Source organism: Mycobacterium bulgaricum (genome assembly GCF_041287165.2).
Taxonomy (GTDB): domain Bacteria; phylum Actinomycetota; class Actinomycetes; order Mycobacteriales; family Mycobacteriaceae; genus Mycobacterium; species Mycobacterium bulgaricum.
In genome coordinates, this window is sequence record NZ_JBGGKV020000002.1 from 339,991 (window position 1) to 358,842 (window position 18,852).

Annotated in this window: 21 protein-coding genes; 13 read left to right on the plus strand and 8 right to left on the minus strand. The window is 67.4% G+C overall.

Going from position 1 to position 18,852, the window contains the following annotated elements; genetic code table 11:
• The first annotated feature begins 12 nt into the window (after window positions 1-12).
• The 3 genes from ACAG24_RS08155 to ACAG24_RS08165 all read left to right on the plus strand — a co-directional run bounded on the left by ACAG24_RS08155 (window position 13) and on the right by ACAG24_RS08165 (window position 2,056).
• Window positions 13-675, plus strand: coding sequence for a cutinase family protein (locus ACAG24_RS08155; protein WP_370472311.1), 663 nt, complete (start codon window positions 13-15; stop codon window positions 673-675).
• Between the two features lie 84 nt (window positions 676-759).
• Window positions 760-1,368: a cutinase family protein gene (locus tag ACAG24_RS08160; RefSeq protein WP_370472641.1), complete on the plus strand. Its 609-nt coding sequence runs from the start codon at window positions 760-762 to the stop codon at window positions 1,366-1,368.
• Between the two features lie 28 nt (window positions 1,369-1,396).
• Window positions 1,397-2,056: a cutinase family protein gene (locus ACAG24_RS08165; protein ID WP_370472310.1), complete on the plus strand. Its 660-nt coding sequence runs from the start codon at window positions 1,397-1,399 to the stop codon at window positions 2,054-2,056.
• Here ACAG24_RS08165 and truA read toward each other — a convergent pair.
• The 8 genes from truA to infA form a co-directional block, all read right to left on the minus strand.
• Window positions 2,053-2,964, minus strand: a complete 912-nt coding sequence (gene truA, locus ACAG24_RS08170; RefSeq protein ID WP_370472309.1) for a tRNA pseudouridine(38-40) synthase TruA — start codon at window positions 2,962-2,964, stop codon at window positions 2,053-2,055. The genes ACAG24_RS08165 and truA overlap by 4 nt on opposite strands.
• Window positions 2,965-2,971: 7 nt before the next feature.
• Window positions 2,972-3,610, minus strand: coding sequence for a 50S ribosomal protein L17 (gene rplQ, locus ACAG24_RS08175; protein WP_370472308.1), 639 nt, complete (start codon window positions 3,608-3,610; stop codon window positions 2,972-2,974).
• 84 nt (window positions 3,611-3,694) lie between these two features.
• Window positions 3,695-4,777 (minus strand): DNA-directed RNA polymerase subunit alpha, encoded by a 1,083-nt coding sequence (locus ACAG24_RS08180; protein WP_370472640.1) that lies wholly within the window; start codon window positions 4,775-4,777, stop codon window positions 3,695-3,697.
• A 43-nt stretch (window positions 4,778-4,820) separates the two neighbouring features.
• Window positions 4,821-5,426 carry a 30S ribosomal protein S4 gene (gene rpsD, locus ACAG24_RS08185; protein WP_370472307.1) on the minus strand — a complete coding sequence of 202 codons (606 nt, stop codon included), beginning with the start codon at window positions 5,424-5,426 and terminating at the stop codon, window positions 4,821-4,823.
• Between the two features lie 14 nt (window positions 5,427-5,440).
• The gene (gene rpsK / locus ACAG24_RS08190; protein WP_260757419.1) at window positions 5,441-5,851 is read right to left on the minus strand and encodes a 30S ribosomal protein S11; all 411 of its coding nucleotides are present in this window, start codon (window positions 5,849-5,851) and stop codon (window positions 5,441-5,443) included.
• Between the two features lie 6 nt (window positions 5,852-5,857).
• A complete protein-coding gene (rpsM, locus tag ACAG24_RS08195; protein WP_024446246.1) occupies window positions 5,858-6,232 on the minus strand; it encodes a 30S ribosomal protein S13 in 375 nt (124 codons plus the stop codon).
• Window positions 6,233-6,388: 156 nt separating this feature from the next.
• Window positions 6,389-6,502, minus strand: a complete 114-nt coding sequence (gene rpmJ / locus ACAG24_RS08200; protein WP_003879483.1) for a 50S ribosomal protein L36 — start codon at window positions 6,500-6,502, stop codon at window positions 6,389-6,391.
• Between the two features lie 47 nt (window positions 6,503-6,549).
• The gene (gene infA, locus ACAG24_RS08205) at window positions 6,550-6,771 is read right to left on the minus strand and encodes a translation initiation factor IF-1 (protein ID WP_003418601.1); all 222 of its coding nucleotides are present in this window, start codon (window positions 6,769-6,771) and stop codon (window positions 6,550-6,552) included.
• A gap of 428 nt (window positions 6,772-7,199) precedes the next feature.
• Between infA and ACAG24_RS08210 the strand changes: the two genes are divergently transcribed.
• The 10 genes from ACAG24_RS08210 to mmsB all read left to right on the plus strand — a co-directional run bounded on the left by ACAG24_RS08210 (window position 7,200) and on the right by mmsB (window position 18,850).
• On the plus strand, window positions 7,200-8,864 hold the full coding sequence (locus ACAG24_RS08210; RefSeq protein WP_370472306.1) for an NAD(P)/FAD-dependent oxidoreductase: 1,665 nt from the start codon (window positions 7,200-7,202) through the stop codon (window positions 8,862-8,864).
• Window positions 8,865-8,867: 3 nt separating this feature from the next.
• Window positions 8,868-10,319, plus strand: coding sequence for an ATP-binding protein (locus ACAG24_RS08215; RefSeq protein WP_370472639.1), 1,452 nt, complete (start codon window positions 8,868-8,870; stop codon window positions 10,317-10,319).
• Between the two features lie 12 nt (window positions 10,320-10,331).
• Window positions 10,332-11,795: an ATP-binding protein gene (locus ACAG24_RS08220; RefSeq protein WP_370472305.1), complete on the plus strand. Its 1,464-nt coding sequence runs from the start codon at window positions 10,332-10,334 to the stop codon at window positions 11,793-11,795.
• Complete coding sequence (locus ACAG24_RS08225) at window positions 11,788-12,636, plus strand: LLM class F420-dependent oxidoreductase (protein WP_370472304.1); 849 nt, start codon at window positions 11,788-11,790, stop codon at window positions 12,634-12,636. Before ACAG24_RS08220 ends, ACAG24_RS08225 begins: the two co-directional genes overlap by 8 nt.
• Window positions 12,637-12,649: 13 nt before the next feature.
• Entirely contained in the window at window positions 12,650-13,513 is an 864-nt protein-coding gene (locus ACAG24_RS08230; RefSeq protein WP_370472303.1) for an LLM class F420-dependent oxidoreductase, read from the plus strand.
• 51 nt (window positions 13,514-13,564) lie between these two features.
• Window positions 13,565-14,572 carry a dTDP-glucose 4,6-dehydratase gene (gene rfbB, locus ACAG24_RS08235; protein ID WP_370472302.1) on the plus strand — a complete coding sequence of 336 codons (1,008 nt, stop codon included), beginning with the start codon at window positions 13,565-13,567 and terminating at the stop codon, window positions 14,570-14,572.
• Window positions 14,569-15,180, plus strand: coding sequence for a dTDP-4-dehydrorhamnose 3,5-epimerase family protein (locus tag ACAG24_RS08240; RefSeq protein ID WP_370472301.1), 612 nt, complete (start codon window positions 14,569-14,571; stop codon window positions 15,178-15,180). The genes rfbB and ACAG24_RS08240 overlap by 4 nt, the downstream gene beginning before the upstream one ends.
• Before the next feature lie 98 nt (window positions 15,181-15,278).
• Complete coding sequence (locus tag ACAG24_RS08245) at window positions 15,279-16,799, plus strand: CoA-acylating methylmalonate-semialdehyde dehydrogenase (RefSeq protein ID WP_370472300.1); 1,521 nt, start codon at window positions 15,279-15,281, stop codon at window positions 16,797-16,799.
• A gap of 4 nt (window positions 16,800-16,803) precedes the next feature.
• Window positions 16,804-17,961 carry an acyl-CoA dehydrogenase family protein gene (locus ACAG24_RS08250; protein ID WP_370472299.1) on the plus strand — a complete coding sequence of 386 codons (1,158 nt, stop codon included), beginning with the start codon at window positions 16,804-16,806 and terminating at the stop codon, window positions 17,959-17,961.
• Window positions 17,903-18,850 carry a 3-hydroxyisobutyrate dehydrogenase gene (mmsB, locus tag ACAG24_RS08255; RefSeq protein ID WP_508506426.1) on the plus strand — a complete coding sequence of 316 codons (948 nt, stop codon included), beginning with the start codon at window positions 17,903-17,905 and terminating at the stop codon, window positions 18,848-18,850. Before ACAG24_RS08250 ends, mmsB begins: the two co-directional genes overlap by 59 nt.
• The last annotated feature ends 2 nt before the right edge of the window (window positions 18,851-18,852 follow it).

Genomic DNA, 18,852 nt, shown 5'->3' on the forward strand with positions numbered 1-18,852 from the left:
AACATCGGTCGCGTGAAGATCGATCTTGAAGCCGGACGCAGATTGCCGGCGTTCGTCGCCGCCGTGATCACCGCCGCCGCCCTGCTCATCGCTCCCACGGTCGCGGCTCCGGCCGCCAACGCCCAGGGGTGCCCTGACATCGAGGTCGTCTTCGCCCGGGGCACCGACGAACCGCCCGGCCTGGGCCGGGTGGGGTCGGCATTCGTGAATTCGCTGCAGAGCCGCGTCGGCGGCCGGTCCGTCGGCTCCTACGCCGTCGTCTACCCGGCGACCTTCGACTTCCTGGCGGCCGCCGGCGGAGCCAACGACGCCAGTGCCCACGTCCAGTACATGATGGCCAACTGCCCCGGCACCCGCCTCGTGCTCGGCGGCTACTCGCAGGGCGCCGCGGTCATCGACGTCATCGCCGCGGTGCCGTTCCCGGCGGTCGGTTTCACCAACCCGCTGCCGCCGAACGCCCCCGACTTCGTCGCCGCCATCGCCCTGTTCGGCAACCCGACGACCAAGGTCGGTCTGCCGATCACGGCCAGCCCGGTCTGGGGTTCGCGCTCCATCGACCTCTGCAACGGCGCAGACCCGGTCTGCTCGAGTGGTGACGACATCGCCGCCCACAGCAACTACGGACCCGCAGGGTTCACCGACCAGGCGGCGGCCTTCGTCGCCGGTCTCGTCTAGCACAGCTATGCGTTACGGTGTCTTGTGCCTTGTGATCGCCTGAGCCGCCGAATCCTCGCGGCCGCAGCTGCCGCGGTGGCGCCGATGGCCGCCGTCGCCGTGATGCCCGCCGCCCCGGTGTCTGCCCAGCCCTGCCCGGACGTGGAGGTCGTGTTCGCCCGGGGAACCAGCGAGCCGCCCGGCGTCGGTCGCGTCGGGCTCGCTTTGGCCGATCAGCTCAGGAACCAACTGGGCGGTCGCACCGTCACCACCTACGGAGTGAACTACCCCGCCAGTTACGACTTCTTCACCTCCGCCGACGGCGCGAACGACGCCTCCGCACGGATCGCGGCCATGGCCTCGCAGTGCCCCAACACCCGCATCGTGCTCGGCGGTTACTCGCAGGGGGCCGCCGTGGTCGACATGCTCGCCGGGGTTCCGCCGCTGGGCAACCGCATCGGCGACATCGGCTCGGCGCCTCCGCTGCCCGCGGGCCTCAACGGAAACGTGGCCGCGGTGGCCGTCTTCGGCAATCCGGCCACCAAGTTCGGCAACCCGATCTCGGCACGCGGTTCGTTCGCCGGCAAGGCGCTCGACCTGTGCGCCGACGGTGACCCGATTTGCTCGGACGGCCGAAATCCGTTTGCCCATACCAGCTACGAACGTTCTCCTTTCATCGGTCAGGCGGCCGGCTTTGCCGCAGGACGAGTCTGAACGCTCACAGACAGTTAAGATCGGCACGGTGATTCGTCAGCTGCGAAAATTTCGCCTTCCGACGCTGGTGGCCGCACTCGTGCTGGGCGCGGCTTCCTTGATCCTGCCGCCGGCTGCGTCGGCGCAGTCGTGTCCCGAGGCCGAGCTGATCTTCGCCCGCGGCCGTGTCGAGTCCCCCGGCGCGGGCCAGATCGGTAATGCCCTGATCAGCGCTCTGCGGTCGAAGACCGGCCAGAACGTCGGCCTGTACGCGGTGAAGTACCCCGCCGACACCGAGATCGACATCGGCGCCAACGACATGAGCAACCGCGTCCAGTGGAACATGGCCAACTGCCCCGACACCCGGTTGGTGCTCGGCGGCTACTCCCTGGGTGCTGCCGTGACCGATGTGGTGCTCGCGGTTCCGTTCGCCGCCTTCGGGTTCAAGAGGCCGCTGCCGCCGGGCGCGGATCGGCACATCGCGGCGGTAGCGCTGTTCGGCAACGGCATCGCGTGGGTCGCACCCATCGCCAACTTCAACCCGGTGTACCGGGAGCGGACCATCGAGCTCTGCCACGGCGACGATCCGATCTGCGCCCCCACCGATCCGGAGAACTGGCAGGACTACTGGCCCGACCACCTGGCGCCGGCGTACATCAACGCAGGGATGGTCAACCAGGCCGCCGACTTCGTCGCCCCCCGCATCTAGCCGAGCTCGTCAGCCGACCGCAGATCACGGGTGACGACTGTGCGCGCGGCGAGGTCCTCGTCCGCCGGATAGTCGACGCCGACGAGCGTCAGCCCACGGGCCGGGGCGGCGGCGAAATCGCTGGAGCGTTGCGTCGCCTCGAGCAGCGCGGCACACCATGCCGGGTCGCGGCGGTGCTCACCGACGGCGAGCAGCGCCCCCACCAGCGAGCGCACCATGTTCCAGCAGAACGCGTCGGCACTGACGTGCACCGAGATGCGGTCGCCGTCGCGCACACAGTCCAGTCGCTGCAGCTCGCGGATCGTCGTCGCGCCGTCCCGGTGCCGGCAGAACGCCGCGAAGTCCTTCAGCCCCACCAGGTTGTGCGCGGCGTCGGCCATCGCGTCCACATCGAGAGGCCGGGGCCACGCCGTGACGTAGCGGGCCTCCGCAGGTTCGGCGCCGTACGGCGCCGTCGTCAACCGGTACACGTAATGGCGTCGCAGCGCGGAGAAGCGGGCATCGAATCCCGGTGCCGCACGCCTGATCTCGCGGACGCGGACATCCTCGGTGAGCATCCTCCCGAGCCGCCGGACCAGCGGGCCGAACTCCGCCTCCCCCGCGCGCACCGTGCGCGGATAAGCATGCGGCACCGCGTCGGCCGGAACGTCGACGTGAGCGACCTGACCCGTGGCATGCACCCCGGAGTCCGTGCGACCCGCCGCCCGGGTCAGCACCGGCGTCCGGAACACCGTCGACAGTGCGTCGTCGACGGTCCCGGCCACCGTGCGCTGCCCGGCCTGGGTGGCCCAGCCCGCGAAATGTGTTCCGTCATAGGCAATGTCGAGCCGCAGACGAATCACCGGGCGAGCGGAGCGACGGGACAATGAAACATGCCCGCCACCGGAATCGGTGGCGGGCATGTTCATCGAACTGCTACTTGTCGTCGTCGGCCTTCGCGTCGGCCGCCTCGGCCTGCTCCTCGGCCGGAACGGACTCGGTGCCCTCGACCTCGACCTGTGCCTCGTCGGCGATCGGGGTCTCGGTGACAGCCTCGGCCTCTGTGGTCGTCGGCTCCTCGGCCGAGGCCTCGTCGGCCTCGTCGGCGGTCGGGCCTTCGGCGGCCTCGGGCTCGACGGCGGCCTGCGGCGCGGCGGCAGCGGCGACCTTCTGAGAGCTGGCCGCGCGACGCGCACGGTTGGCCTCAGACGTCACGGTCTTCTCCCGCACCAGCTCGATGACCGCCATGGGGGCGTTGTCGCCCTTGCGGTTCTCGACCTTGATGATGCGGGTGTAGCCGCCCTCGCGATCGGCGAAGAACGGTCCGATCTCCGCGAAAAGGACGTGGACGATGTCCTTGTCGCGGATCTTCTTCATCACCTCACGCCGGTTGTGCAACGTGCCTTTCTTGGCGTGGGTGATGAGCTTCTCCGCGTACGGACGCAGCGCCCGTGCCTTCGGCTCGGTGGTCTTGATGCGGCCGTGCTCGAACAACGACGTGGCCAGGTTGGCCAGCAGCGCCTTCTGGTGCGAGGACGACCCGCCGAGGCGAGGACCCTTGGTGGGTTTGGGCATTGCGACTGTCTCCTAGGTGGGGCCGACCCCCGTATCAGGTAGGGCCGGGACGGTGAATCTGATTAGAGCTGTTCGGTCTCGCGCCTAGAGCTGTTCAGTCTCGGCATAGTCCTGGTTGTCGTCCAGGTCATAGCTGGCATCGCTGTTCCAGGTGCCGGTGGCCACGTCATAGCCGGCGACCTCGGACGGATCGAAGCTCGCCGGGCTGTCCTTGAGCGAGAGACCGAGCTGATGCAGCTTGATCTTCACCTCGTCGATCGACTTCTGGCCGAAGTTACGGATGTCCAGCAGATCGGACTCCGTGCGGGCCACCAGCTCGCCCACGGTGTGCACACCCTCGCGCTTGAGGCAGTTGTAGGAGCGCACCGTCAGGTCCAGGTCGTCGATCGGCAGCGCGAAGTGCGCGGCCTGATCGGCCTCGGCCGGCGACGGGCCGATCTCGATGCCCTCGGCCTCGACATTGAGTTCCCTTGCCAGACCGAACAATTCGACCAGGGTCTTACCGGCAGACGCCAGGGCGTCGCGCGGGGTGATCGAGTTCTTGGTCTCGACGTCGAGGATCAGCTTGTCGAAGTCGGTGCGCTGCTCGACGCGCGTGGCCTCCACCTTGTAGGTGACCTTGAGGACCGGCGAGTAGATGGAATCGACCGGGATACGGCCGATCTCGGCGCCGGAGGCCTTGTTCTGCACCGCGGGCACGTAGCCGCGACCGCGCTCGACGACGAGCTCGACCTCGAGCTTGCCCTTGTCGTTCAGCGTGGCGATGTGCATGTCGGGGTTGTGCACCGTGACGTTGGCCGGCGGGACGATGTCGCCCGCGGTGACCGCACCCGGGCCCTGCTTGCGCAGGTACATGGTGACGGGCTCGTCCTCCTCGGAGGACACGACCAGGGCCTTGAGGTTCAGGATGATGTCGGTGACGTCTTCCTTCACCCCGGGGACAGTGGTGAACTCGTGCAGCACACCGTCGATGCGGATGCTCGTCACGGCCGCGCCGGGGATCGACGACAGCAACGTGCGACGAAGCGAGTTACCGAGGGTGTAACCGAATCCGGGCTCCAGCGGTTCGATGACGAACTGCGACCGGTTCTCGGCGAGGACCTCTTCGCTCAGGGTGGGGCGCTGAGAAATCAGCATTGTTTTCTTCTCCTTCTCGGCAACCGCTATTTGATGCCGTTAGGTGACCCGAGGCCCGGATGGGCCACGAGCATTACTTCGAGTAGAGCTCGACGATCAGCTGTTCGGTCAGCGGCACGTCGATCTGCGCGCGCTCGGGCAGCTGGTGCACGAGGATGCGCTGACGCTCGCCGACGACCTGCAGCCAACCCGGGATCGGACGCTCGCCGGCGGTCTGCCGGGAGATCTCGAAGGGCAGGGTGTTGATCGACTTGTCCTTGATGTCGATGATGTCGTACTGCGACACCCGGTAGCTCGGGACGTCGACCTTCACACCGTTGACGGTGAAGTGGCCGTGGCTGACCAGCTGCCGCGCCATGCGGCGGGTGCGGGCCAGGCCTGCGCGGTACACGACGTTGTCGAGGCGGCTCTCCAGGATGCGGAGCAGGTTGTCACCGGTCTTGCCGGGGAGGCGGTTGGCCTCCTCGTAGTAACGGCGGAACTGCTTCTCCATGACGCCGTAGGTGAAGCGGGCCTTCTGCTTCTCCTGCAGCTGGGTGCGGTACTCGCTCTCCTTGATCCGCGCGCGACCGTGCTGGCCGGGCGGGTAGGGGCGCTTCTCGAAGGACTGATCTCCACCGACGAGGTCGACGCCGAGACGACGCGACTTGCGGGTGACGGGTCCGGTATAACGAGCCATTTTCTAGATCCTCCCTAGACCCGGCGCCGCTTGGGCGGACGGCAACCGTTGTGCGGCTGCGGCGTGACGTCGGAAATCGCGCCCACCTCGAGGCCTGCGGCCTGCAGCGAGCGGATGGCGGTCTCACGACCCGAACCCGGGCCCTTCACGAAGACGTCGACCTTCTTGACGCCGTGCTCCTGCGCCTTGCGGGCAGCGTTCTCGGCGGCCAGCTGCGCGGCGAACGGAGTGGACTTACGCGACCCCTTGAAGCCGACGTGTCCCGAGGATGCCCAGGCGATGACGTTGCCCTGGGGATCGGTGATCGACACGATCGTGTTGTTGAACGTGCTCTTGATGTGGGCGGCGCCGTGCGGGACGTTCTTCTTTTCCCTGCGACGGGTCTTCTGCCCCTTCTTGGGGGCGCCCTTCTTTGCCTGTGCCATCCGGGGTTACCTGGCCTTCTTCTTGCCGGCGATGGTGCGCTTCGGCCCCTTGCGGGTGCGCGCGTTGGTCTTGGTCCGCTGGCCACGCACCGGCAATCCGCGACGGTGCCGCAGGCCCTGGTAGCAGCCGATCTCGATCTTGCGGCGGATGTCGGCCTGCACCTCGCGGCGCAGATCGCCTTCCACCTTGAGGTTGCCCTCGATGTAGTCGCGCAGCTGGGTCACCTGATCGTCGGTGAGGTCCTTGGTGCGCAGTTCCCGGCTGATGCCGGTGGCTTCCAGGATCTCCTGGGAGCGGGTACGGCCGATGCCGTAGATGTAGGTCAGTGCGATCTCCATGCGCTTGTCGCGCGGGAGGTCCACACCCATGAGACGGGCCACGTGTGCCATTCCTTCTTTTCTGCGGAGGTCTGATCCCAGCCCGTTCCCGAAACTCTTGTCGGGGCCCGGCCTCCGTGCCGGGCGTGTTAGAGGGCCCTGTGCCCTCAGTGGTGCTGGGAGTTCATCATTCAGTTGTCGGTACTGCTGGCTGGGCTTTTAGCCTTGCCGCTGCTTGTGGCGGGGGTCGGAGCAGATGACCATGACCCGCCCGTGCCGGCGAATCACCCTGCACTTGTCGCAGATCGGCTTGACGCTCGGGTTCACCTTCACGGCTGGTCGATCCTTCTTCTCGGTCTTGTTCTCGGGTCTTCGGGGGACTACTTGTAGCGGTAGACGATGCGGCCGCGGGACAGGTCGTAGGGCGAGAGCTCCACCACGACCCGGTCCTCGGGGAGGATGCGGATGTAGTGCTGCCGCATCTTGCCGCTGATGTGGGCGAGGACCTTGTGTCCGTTCTCCAGCTCAATGCGGAACATCGCATTGGGCAGGGGTTCGACGACACGACCCTCGACCTCTATGGCACCGTCTTTTTTGGCCATACTCTGTAACGATCCTTGCTTTCGTTTCGTACCCGGCTTGCTGGCCTGCTCGGAGCAGCCTTCGATCCGACTTGACAACGTGGGCCGGATCCGGGGAATTCCCCTGAAACGGGGCTCGGAGATGGGGCACGCAAAAAGTCGGCGCGGAAGCCGCACCGTTGATCGATCATACTCTTTCGGCGGGCAGCCCCAAAATCGCCGAAGACGCTGGTCGTTCGCCCCCGCACAGGTGGTGCCGCCGCGACGGAGTTGACGGCCGCGCCGCCTCGATCTCCCCGATCTCTCCCCGGCCCCTCCCCGGACGGTGCAGCGCGGCCGTCAATCCGACACCCGCGACGCTACGGAGCGCCGACACGGCCGAATAGGGGCGAAAGTCCTTACTCGTCCTCACCGCTTTTCCGCTGGACAACGTGCGCATACTTGTGGTGATGACTGGACCTGAGCACCAGCCCCGCAAACCCGTGATCTTGACCGTCGACGACGATCCCGCGGTGTCGCGCGCCGTGGCCCGCGACCTGCGCCGCCACTACGGCGACAAGCACCGCATCGTCCGCGCGGAATCGGGCCCCGACGCGCTGGAGACGTTGACCGAACTGAAGCTGCGCGGCGAGACGGTCGCGGTGTTCGTCGCCGACTACCGGATGCCGCAGATGAGCGGCATCGAGTTCCTCGAAGCCGCGATGGACATCTTCCCGATGGCCCGCCGCGTGCTGCTCACCGCCTACGCCGACACGCACGCCGCGATCGACGCGATCAACGTCGTCGACCTCGACCACTACCTGCTCAAGCCGTGGGACCCGCCGGAGGAGAAGCTCTACCCCGTCATCGACGCGCTACTGGATGCGTGGCGCTCCACCGGCGACCGGGCGATTCCGCACACCAAGATCATCGGGCACCCATGGAATGCCCGTTCGTCAGAGGTGCGTGAGTTCCTGGCGCGAAACCGGCTGTACTACACGTGGTTCCGCTCCGACGAGACCAAGGGCGCCCAACTGCTGGAGGCCGCGGGCCAGGACGGCCTGACGCTGCCGGTCATCATCACCGAGCAGGGCGAGACGCTCGTCGACCCGACCGACGCCGAACTCGGCGCCACCCTTGGTCTGACGACGACGCCGTCGGAGAACTTCTACGACCTGGTCGTCATCGGCGGCGGGCCCGCCGGCCTGGCCGCCGCGGTGTACGGCGCTTCCGAAGGCCTCAAGACCGTGCTCATCGAGCGCACCGCAACCGGCGGTCAGGCGGGGCAGAGCTCCCGCATCGAGAACTACCTGGGCTTCCCGGACGGACTGTCGGGGGCCCAGTTGGCCGAGCGCGCTCGTAGGCAGGCCGAGAAGTTCGAGGCCGAACTGATCACGGCGGCCGAGGTGACCAAGCTCGAGGTCGACGGCAACGCCCGCACCATCCATCTGTCCGACGGCCGCACCATCGGCACCCGCGCGGTGATCCTGGCGATGGGCGTCGAATACCGGCAACTGGAAGCCGAAGGGTGCGACGGGCTCACCGGCGCCGGGGTCTACTACGGCGCCACCGCATCGGTGGCGTCGGACTGCGACGACGACGAGGTCTACGTCATCGGCGGCGCGAACTCGGCAGGACAGGCCGCGATGTACCTGTCGCGGACCGCCAAGACGGTCAACATCGTCATCCGGCGCACGCTCGAAGATTCGATGTCGCACTACCTGATCCAGCAGATCCGGGCCCAGGACAACATCAGGGAGCTCCCGAACACCGTCGTGCACGCGGTCAAGGGCGACGGCCACCTGGAGGGCATCTGCCTGGAGAACACACAGACGGGTGAGCGCGAGGAGCACAACTGCGGACGGATGTTCATCTTCATCGGCGCCGAGCCGCGCACGGACTGGCTCGACGGCGTCGTCGTCCGCGACGACCACGGGTTCATCCTGTCCGGGCCGGACCTGCGGGATGTCAGCGGATGGACGCTCGAGCGGCCGCCGCACCATCTGGAGTCCAGCGTTCCCGGGGTCTTCGTCGCCGGGGACGTCCGGGCGGAGTCGGCCAAGCGGGTCGCCGCCGCGGTCGGCGAAGGTTCGATGGCGGTGATGCTCGTGCACAGGTACCTGGCCGAGACGTAGAACATCGTGTCGACGTGTGATCTCGACGAACTACGCGGGCTCTTCATCTTCGAGGGCCTGACCGACGCGCAGCTGATGACGCTGTGCGCCGACGGTTGGGTCGAGACCTACCCCGCGGGCGAGCTGTGCCGGGAAGGCGAGCCGGCCGAATACTTCTACGTGTTGCTCGACGGCGAGGTGGCCTTGTCGAAGCGGTCCGGCACCAGGGACATCGACATCTGGCGGGCGGCCACGCCCGGCTCGTACTTCGGCGCGTGGTCGGCATTCCTGCTCGACGAGGAGACCACCTACGAGAACACCGCCACCCTGACCCGGCCGTCGCGCGTGCTCGCGATACCGGCGACCACGCTCGGGAACCTTCTGGTCCGCGATTTCACGATGGCCACCCACCTGCTCGTCGGGCATTCGCACGGCCGGTTCCATCAGCGCCGGATCCTGGGCCCCCACGACCGACTGGTGCAGCTGGGTCAGATGACCGCGGGGCTCACCCACGAGCTGAACAACCCCGCGGCCGCCGCGGTGAGGGCCGCCAACGGGCTGCGCACCCAGATCGCCGGTATGCGGCACCGTCGCGCGGAACTGCCGTCGGCGGTGGCGCCTGACGCGATGGACTCGCTCGTCGAACTTCAGGACCGGGTTGCCGAACTCGCGGGCAAGCCCGGAGACCTCACCTCGGTGGAGAAGTCCGACCTGGAGGAGGCGCTCGGCCGATGGCTGGAGGACCACGGTGTCGAGGGCGCCTGGGATCACGCCGCGATCTTCGCCGAGGCGGGCCTGGACATCGACTGGATGGAGCGGATCTCGACCTCGCCGTGCTGCGGGCCTGATCGGAACGGATTGACGCCCGTGATCCGCTGGCTCGCGAGCACCGCCGAGACCGAGCTGCTGCTCACCGAGATCACCGACGCCACGAAACGCATCTCGACACTCGTCGGTCAGGCCAAGCAGTACACCCAGCTCGACCGCGCACCGTTCGACGTCGCCGATGTCCACGAGCTGCTGGAGGCGACGCTGGCGATGCTCTCGCACCGGCTCGGCCCGAACGTGTCGGTGGTCCGCGAGTTCGACCTCGGGTTGCCCCAGCTGCCGTGCTATCCGGCCGAGCTCAATCAGGTCTGGACAAATCTGATCAACAACGCGCTTGACGCTCTGGGCACCGACGAGGGCGTGCTCACGTTGCGCACCCGCCGTGAACGCGACATGGTGCGCGTCGAGGTGTGCGACACCGGCGCAGGAATTCCCGACGACGTGCTGGCGCGCGTCTTCGACCCGTTCTTCACCACCAAGCCGTTCGGGGACGGCACCGGGCTCGGCCTCGACATCGCCGCCCGGATCGTCGACCAGCACCTCGGCAGCCTGTGGGTGGAATCAATCCCCGGCGACACGCGTTTCATTACTGCACTGCCGTTACTGGCTGCCCAGAACCCGCGAGCGTCCGCCGACGACAGGCCATAGGAAGGATCCGCCATGGGCGAAAAGTGCCTGCCCTCCGAGCTTCGGACGTTGTTCCTGTTCGAGAAGCTGACCGATGAGCAGTTGGAGACGCTCTGCGACAACGGCCACATCGCCACCTACGAGCCGGGTCCGATCTGCACCGAGGGCGATCCGGCGACGTGCTTCTACGTCCTGATCGACGGTGAGCTGGTGATGTCGAAACGCTCCGGCGGGGTCGACCTCGAGACCAACCGGACGTCGCAGCGCGGCGTGTACTGCGGTGCATGGTCGGCCTACGTGCCCGGCGAGGAGAAGACGTACCAGGCCTCTGTACGCGTCACCCGCCCGTCGCGGTTCTTCGTGCTCGACGCGGCGGCGTTCGCCGCATTCATGCAGAAAGAGTTCCCGATGGCGGTGCACCTGCTGGAGGGGCACATGGTCGGCGGTATGCGGCAGCGCCAGATCATCGACACCCGCGAGAAGCTGCTGGCCCTCGGCCAGCTGTCGGCGGGCTTGACCCACCAGCTCAACAACCCGGCGGGTGCCACCGCCCGCGCCGTGGCCGACCTGCGGGAGGGCGTCGGCAAGATGCGGCACAAGCTCGCGATGCTCGCCGACGGCAAGTTCACCCCCGAAGCGCTGCGCGTGCTGGTGAGCATCCAGGACGAAGTCGCCGAGCAGGTGGCCAAGTCCAAAGGCCAGGAGTTGACCGCGTTGGAGACCTCCGACCGCGAGGACCAGATCGGCGACTGGCTCGAAGACCACGGCATCTCGTCCGCATGGGACTACGCACCGACGTTCGTGGAGGCGGGTCTCGACGTCGACTGGCTGGAGCGCGTCGAGGCCTCGGTGGACGACGTCGACTGCTCGGCGACACTGCCGGGCGCGATCGGCTGGCTGAAGTACACGATCGACAACGAGCTGCTGATGAACCAGATCGCCGAAGCCTCCAAGCGCATCTCGGCGCTGCTGGCCGGCGCCAAGCAGTACTCGCAGATGGACCGTGCGCCCTACCAGAGCGCCGACGTGCATGAGCTGCTGCACAGCACGCTGATGATGTTCGGCGACAAGATCGGCAAGAACAACCCGATCAAACTCGTCAAGGACTGCGACAAGACCCTGCCCCAATTGCTCTGCTACCCAGGCGATCTCAATCAGGTGTGGACGAACATCATCGACAACGCCATCCAGGCCATGGGCGGCGAGGGCACGCTGACGCTGCGGACCATGCGCGAGAACGAGGACACCATCCGGGTCGAGATCGAAGACGACGGGCCGGGCATCCCCGAAGACATCATCGAACGCATCTTCACGCCGTTTTTCACGACCAAACCGTTCGGTGAGGGCACCGGCCTGGGCCTGGACCTCGCCTGGCGGATCATCGTCGAAAAGCACCACGGCAACCTGTCGGTGCAGTCGCAGCCCGGCCGCACCACGTTCAGCGTCTGCCTACCACTCGAAGCGCCCGCCCCGGAGAACTACGTCGTCGGTGAGTGACGTCAAGCCCGATCTGGGCACGTTCGGATCGTTCGGCCTCGGGGTCACCCCGCAGCAGGCCAGAGAGATCGAGGCGCTGGGCTACGGCGCGGTGTGGGTCGGCGGCTCGCCGCCCGCGGAACTCGACTGGGTCGAGCCCCTCCTCGACGCGACCACCACGCTCACGGTCGCGACCGGCATCGTGAACATCTGGACCGCCGCGGCGGGACCGGTCGCCGAATCGTTCCATCGGATCGAGACCGCGCACCCCGGCCGATTCCTGCTCGGCATCGGCGTCGGCCATCCCGAGGCCCATCAGGAATACCGCAAGCCCATCGACGCACTGCGCGACTACCTCGACAAGCTCGACGAATACGGCGTCCCCCGCGGACGCCGCGTCGTGGCCGCGCTCGGCCCGCAGGTTCTCACGCTGTCGGCCAAGCGCTCGGCAGGCGCACACCCGTACCTGACGACGCCCGAGCACACCGCCATGGCCCGCGAACTGCTCGGGCCCGAGGCGTTCCTCGCGCCCGAACACAAGGTGGTGCTGACCACCGATCCCGACAGGGCACGCGAGGTCGGGCGCAAAGCCCTCGACGTCTATCTCAACCTGGCCAACTACCTGAACTCCTGGAAACGCCTCGGCTTCAGTGATCAAGACCTGGCAAAACCGGGTAGTGACCGTCTGGTGGACGCCGTCGTGGCCTACGGCACCGTCGACGCCATCGCGGCCCGGCTCCGAGAGCACCTCGACGCCGGCGCCGACCACGTGCCCGTGCAGGTGCTCACCGGAAGCGACAAGCTGGTGCCCGCGCTGGCCGAGCTCGCAGAGCCGCTGGGACTGACCGGATCGACGAACTGAAGGGATCGACACGATGACCGAGGGTGAGATCAACTCCGAGGGGCCGTCGCTCAAGCCCGCGCAGGGCCGATTCGGGGTGTGGACGGGGAAGCCGGTCTCGCCCGAGCAGGCCGTCGAGATCGAGAAGCTGGGGTACGGGACGGTGTGGGTCGGCGCCTCACCCGCCGCTGATCTCGCGTTCGTCGAGCCGATTCTGGAGAAGACCGAGACGCTGCAGGTGGCCACCGGCATCGTCAACATCTGGACGGCGGACGCCGACGAGGTGGCGGAGTCCTACCACCGCATCGAGAAGGCGTTCCCCGGCCGATTCCTTCTGGGCGTCGGCGTCGGACATCCAGAGCACACCCAGGAGTACACGAAGCCCTATCAGGCGCTGGTCGACTACCTCGACAAACTCGACGCGAAGAAGGTGCCGACCAGCAGGCGGGTCGTGGCGGCGCTGGGCCCCCAGGTGCTGCAGTTGTCTGCCCAGCGCAGCGCCGGTGCGCACCCATACCTGACGACACCGGTGCACACCGGCCAGGCGCGCGAACAGCTGGGGCCGACTGTGTTCATCGCGCCCGAGCACAAGGTGGTGCTGACCAACGACGCGGAAAAGGCCCGCGAGATCGGCCGCGAGACCGTCGACTTCTATTTGGGCCTGTCGAACTACGTGAACAGCTGGAAGCGGCTCGGATTCACCGAAGAGGACCTGGTGCGGCCCGGCAGCGACCGGTTCATCGACGCGGTCGTCGCGTACGGCTCACCGGAGCAGATCGCGGCGCGCCTGTCCGAACACCTGGCCGCGGGTGCGGACCACGTCGCGATCCAGGTGCTCGGCGGAGATGACGAACTGCTGTCGACGCTGGAGGAGCTGGCGGGGCCGCTCAAGGTGTGATCACAGGGCGTGCGGTTCCAGACCCACCTGCACTCGATAGGGTCTGTCCTCATGCGGTTGCTGGTCACCGGCGGTGCCGGCTTCATCGGCGCCAACTTCGTCCGGAACGCGGTGCGAGAACGTCCCGATGTCCGCGTCACCGTGCTGGATTCGCTGACCTACGCGGGTAGCCGCGAAGCGCTCGCCGATGTCGATTCTGCGATACGGCTGGTCGAAGGCGACATCACCGACGGCGCCGTGGTCGGCAAGCTCGTCGCCGACTCGGACGCAGTGGTGCACTTCGCCGCCGAGACCCACGTCGACAACGCGCTGGCCGACCCCGAACCGTTCGTCCACTCCAACGTGCTGGGAACGTTCACGATCCTGGAGGCGGTCCGGCACGCATCCTCCTCCAAAGCGGTTCGCCTGCACCATATTTCGACGGACGAGGTGTACGGCGACCTGGCCCTCGGCGATCCCGGGCGGTTCACCGAGTCGACGCCCTACAACCCGTCGAGTCCGTATTCGTCGACCAAGGCCGCCGCCGACCTGCTGGTGCGGGCGTGGGTGCGCTCCTATGGGGTCGCGGCGACGCTGTCGAACTGCTCGAACAACTACGGCCCGTTCCAGCACGTGGAGAAGTTCATCCCGCGCCAGATCACCAACGTGCTGACCGGACGGCGGCCCAAGCTGTACGGCACCGGCGCCAACGTCCGCGACTGGATCCACGTCGACGACCACAACAGCGCGGTGTGGCGGATCCTGTCGCACGGGGCGATCGGTCGCACGTACCTGATCGGCGCCGACGGTGAACGGGACAATTTGTCCGTGATGCGGATGATCCTGCGGTTGATGGACCGCTCCCCCGACGACTTCGATCACGTCGTCGACCGGGCGGGCCACGATCTGCGCTACGCCATCGACGCGACTCCCCTGCGCGACGAGCTCGGCTGGCAGCCGGCGCGCACCGATTTCGAAACCGGGCTGCGCGACACGATCGCGTGGTATCGCGAGAACCAATCCTGGTGGGGGCCGCTCAAAGACGCGGTGGAGACGACATATGAGGAGCGCCGACAGTGAAGACGCGTGAGCTCGGCGTCGCGGGTGCGTGGGAGATCACCCCTGTGGTGCACGCGGATTCGCGCGGCGCCTTCTTCGAGTGGTTCACCGACGCGTCGTTCACCGCGGCGACCGGGCACCGGCTGGACCTGCGGCAGGCCAACTGCTCGGTGTCGAAGGCCGGGGTGCTGCGCGGCGTGCACTTCGCCCAGCTGCCGCCCAGCCAGGCCAAATACGTGACGTGCGTGCGTGGTTCGGTCGTCGACGTCGTCGTCGACATCCGGGTGGGGTCCCCGACGTTCGGCGCCTGGGATGCCGTCACGCTCGACGACAGCTCGCATCGTGCGGTGTATCTCTCCGAAGGGCTCGGCCACGCCTTCCTCGCGCTGCGCGACGATTCGACGGTCGCCTACCTGTGTTCGGCCGGCTACGACCCGACCCGCGAACACACCGTCAGCCCGCTCGATCCGGCGCTCGGCATCGAATGGCGATCGTGGCTTCCAGGCCGGGAGCTGATCCTGTCCGACCGCGACCGTGACGCCCTCACCCTCGAGCAGGCACGCGCCGGCGGCCTGCTTCCCACCTGGGAGCAGACGCAGGCGTTCGTCGACGCACTCCGGCAGCGCTGAAAGCCCTTCTGTCCAGGAAAATCGACCTTGCGGAGCCGCGAGGCGCATTACTAGGATATCCAAGTATCTTCACTCAGTACCTTCTGGAAGGCCGGCTCATGTCCACACGGATCCCCCACTTCATCGACGGCAAGCGCAGCGAGCTGGCATCCACCCGCACCGCCGGCGTGCTGAATCCCAGCACCGGCGAGGTGCAGGCCGAGGTCGTGCTCGCCTCGAAAGCCGACGTCGACACCGCCGTCGCCTCCGCGGTCGAGGCGCAGAAGGAGTGGGCCGCGTGGAACCCGCAGCGCCGCGCCCGCGTGATGATGAAGTTCATCGACCTGGTCAACCAGAACGTCGACGAGCTGGCCGAGCTGCTGTCCCTCGAACACGGCAAGACCGTCCCCGACTCCAAGGGCGACATCCAGCGCGGCGTCGAGGTCATCGAGTTCGCCATCGGCATCCCGCACCTGCTCAAGGGGGAGTTCACCGAGGGCGCCGGCGGCGGCATCGACGTCTACTCGATCCGCCAGCCCCTCGGCGTCGTGGCAGGCATCACCCCGTTCAACTTCCCCGCGATGATCCCGCTGTGGAAGGCGGGTCCGGCGCTCGCGTGCGGAAACGCGTTCATCCTCAAGCCCTCGGAGCGCGACCCGTCGGTGCCGGTGCGCCTGGCCGAGCTGTTCCTCGAGGCCGGCCTGCCCGCGGGCGTCTTCCAGGTCGTGCAGGGCGACAAAGAGGCCGTCGACGCGATCCTCACCCACCCCGACATCCAGGCCATCGGCTTCGTCGGGTCCTCGGACATCGCGCAGTACATCTACTCCACCGCCGCGGCCAACGGGAAGCGCAGCCAGTGCTTCGGCGGCGCGAAGAACCACATGATCGTGATGCCCGACGCCGACCTCGACCAGGCCGTCGACGCGCTGATCGGGGCGGGCTACGGCAGCGCCGGTGAGCGCTGCATGGCGATCAGCGTCGCGGTACCGGTGGGCGAAGAGACCGCCAACCGCCTGCGCAACCGGCTGGTGGAGAGGGTCAACCAGCTTCGCGTCGGCCACAGCCTCGACCCGAAAGCCGACTACGGTCCGCTGGTCACCGGCGCCGCGCTGGATCGGGTGCGCGACTACATCGGCCAGGGCGTGGAATCCGGCGCCGATCTGGTGGTCGACGGCCGCGAACGCGCCACCGACGAACTCACCTTCGACGACCAGGACCTCTCGAAGGGCTTCTTCATCGGCCCCACGCTCTTCGACCACGTCACCACCGACATGTCGATCTACACCGACGAAATCTTCGGCCCGGTGCTGTGCATCGTCCGGGCCGCCGATTACGAAGAGGCACTGAGCCTTCCGACCAAGCACGAGTACGGCAACGGCGTCGCGATCTTCACCCGCGACGGCGACGCCGCCCGCGATTTCGTCTCGCGCGTACAGGTCGGCATGGTCGGCGTCAACGTGCCGATTCCGGTTCCGGTGGCCTACCACACCTTCGGTGGCTGGAAGCGCTCCGGCTTCGGCGATCTCAACCAGCACGGACCGGCGTCGATCCAGTTCTACACCAAGGTCAAGACCGTCACCGAGCGGTGGCCGTCGGGCATCAAGGATGGCGCGGAGTTCGTCATTCCCACCATGAAGTAATCGCATGGACTACTTCGGGTTGGACGACGACGAGCGCGTCATCGCCGAGACAGCGGCGGCGTTCGCCGAAAAGCGGTTGGCACCCAACGCTCTTGAGTGGGACGCCACGCACCATTTCCCCACCGACGTGCTGCGGGAGGCCGCCGAACTCGGGATGGCCGCCATCTACTGCCGCGACGATGTCGGCGGCAGCGAGCTGCGGCGCATCGACGCGGTACGCATCTTCGAGAAGTTGTCGTACGCCGATCCGACGGTGGCGGCGTTCCTGTCGATCCACAACATGTGCGCATGGATGGTCGACAGCTTCGGCACCGACGAGCAGCGCAAGGCATGGGTGCCGAAGCTGGCGTCGATGGATGCCATCGCGAGCTACTGCCTGACCGAGCCGGGCGCGGGATCCGACGCGTCGGCGCTGCGCACCAGGGCGGTGCGCTCCGGCGACGAGTGGGTGCTCGACGGTGTCAAGCAATTCATCTCGGGCGCAGGCGAATCCGACGTGTACGTGGTGATGGCGCGCACGGGTGGCGAAGGCCCGAAGGGCATCTCGGCATTCGTGGTCCCCAAGGACACGCCGGGGCTGAGCTTCGGCGCGAACGAGGAGAAGATGGGCTGGAACGCCCAGCCCACCGCGCAGGTCGTCTTCGACGGTGCCCGACTGCCCGCCGATGCGCTGCTCGGCGGTGTTGAGGGTGCCGGCTTCGGGATCGCGATGAAAGGCCTCAACGGCGGCCGCATCAACATCGCGGCGTGCTCACTCGGTGGCGCGCAGGCCGCCTACGACAAGGCGGTCTCCTACCTGGCCGACCGGCAGGCGTTCGGCGGCGCGCTGCTCGACGAGCCGACGATCCGGTTCACACTGGCCGACATGGCCACCGCGCTACAGACGTCGCGGGCGCTGTTGTGGCGTGCCGCAACGGCTCTGGACAACGACCACCCCGACCGGGTCGAGTTGTGCGCGATGGCGAAGCGCTACGTCACCGACGCGTGCTTCGAGGTTGCCGACCAGGCGCTGCAATTGCACGGCGGCTACGGGTACCTGCGCGAGTACGGCCTCGAGAAGATCGTGCGCGATCTGCGAGTGCACCGGATTCTCGAGGGCAGCAATGAGATCATGCGCGTGGTCATCGGTCGCTCGGCGGCGGCCCGGGCCCGCGCATCATGACGAGGAAGGACCGAGGATGACGACGATCGCATTCCTGGGGCTGGGCAACATGGGCGGCCCGATGGCCGCGAACCTGGTGTCGGCCGGTCACACGGTGAACGGTTTCGACCCGGTGGCTGCGCTGCAGGAGACCGCGAAAGCCAACGGCGCCATCGTGTTCGACAGTGGCGCGGCAGCCGTCGCCGACGCCGATGTGGTGATCACGTCGCTGCCGAACGGCGCGATCGTCAAGGCCGCCTACGCCGAGATCCTGCCCGCCGTCAAAGATGGTGCGCTGCTGATCGACACGTCGACCATCTCCGTCGACGACGCCCGCGACATTCACGCCCAGGCGACCGGACGCGGTCTCGCCCAGCTCGACGCGCCTGTCTCCGGCGGTATCAAAGGTGCTGCCGCGGGCACGCTGGCCTTCATGGTGGGAGGCGAGGACGACGCATTCGAGCGCGCCAAGCCGGTGCTGGAACCCATGGCGGGCAAGATCATCCACTGCGGAGCCTCGGGCGCAGGGCAGGCCGCCAAGCTGTGCAACAACATGGTGCTGGCGGTGCAGCAGATCGCGATCGGTGAGGCGTTCGTGCTCGCCGAGAAGCTCGAACTGCCCGCGCAGTCGCTGTTCGACGTGATCACCGGCGCGACGGGCAACTGCTGGTCGGTACACACCAATTGCCCTGTGCCGGGCCCTGTCCCGACGTCGCCGGCCAACAACGACTTCAAGCCCGGATTCGCGACGGCGCTGATGAACAAAGACCTCGGACTGGCGATGGATGCGGTGACCTCGACCGGATCCAACGCGCCGCTGGGCACCCACGCCGCCGAGATCTACCGCCAATTCAATGAAGACCACGCCGACAAGGACTTCAGCGCCGTCATCGAGGCGCTGCGCGGCTGACA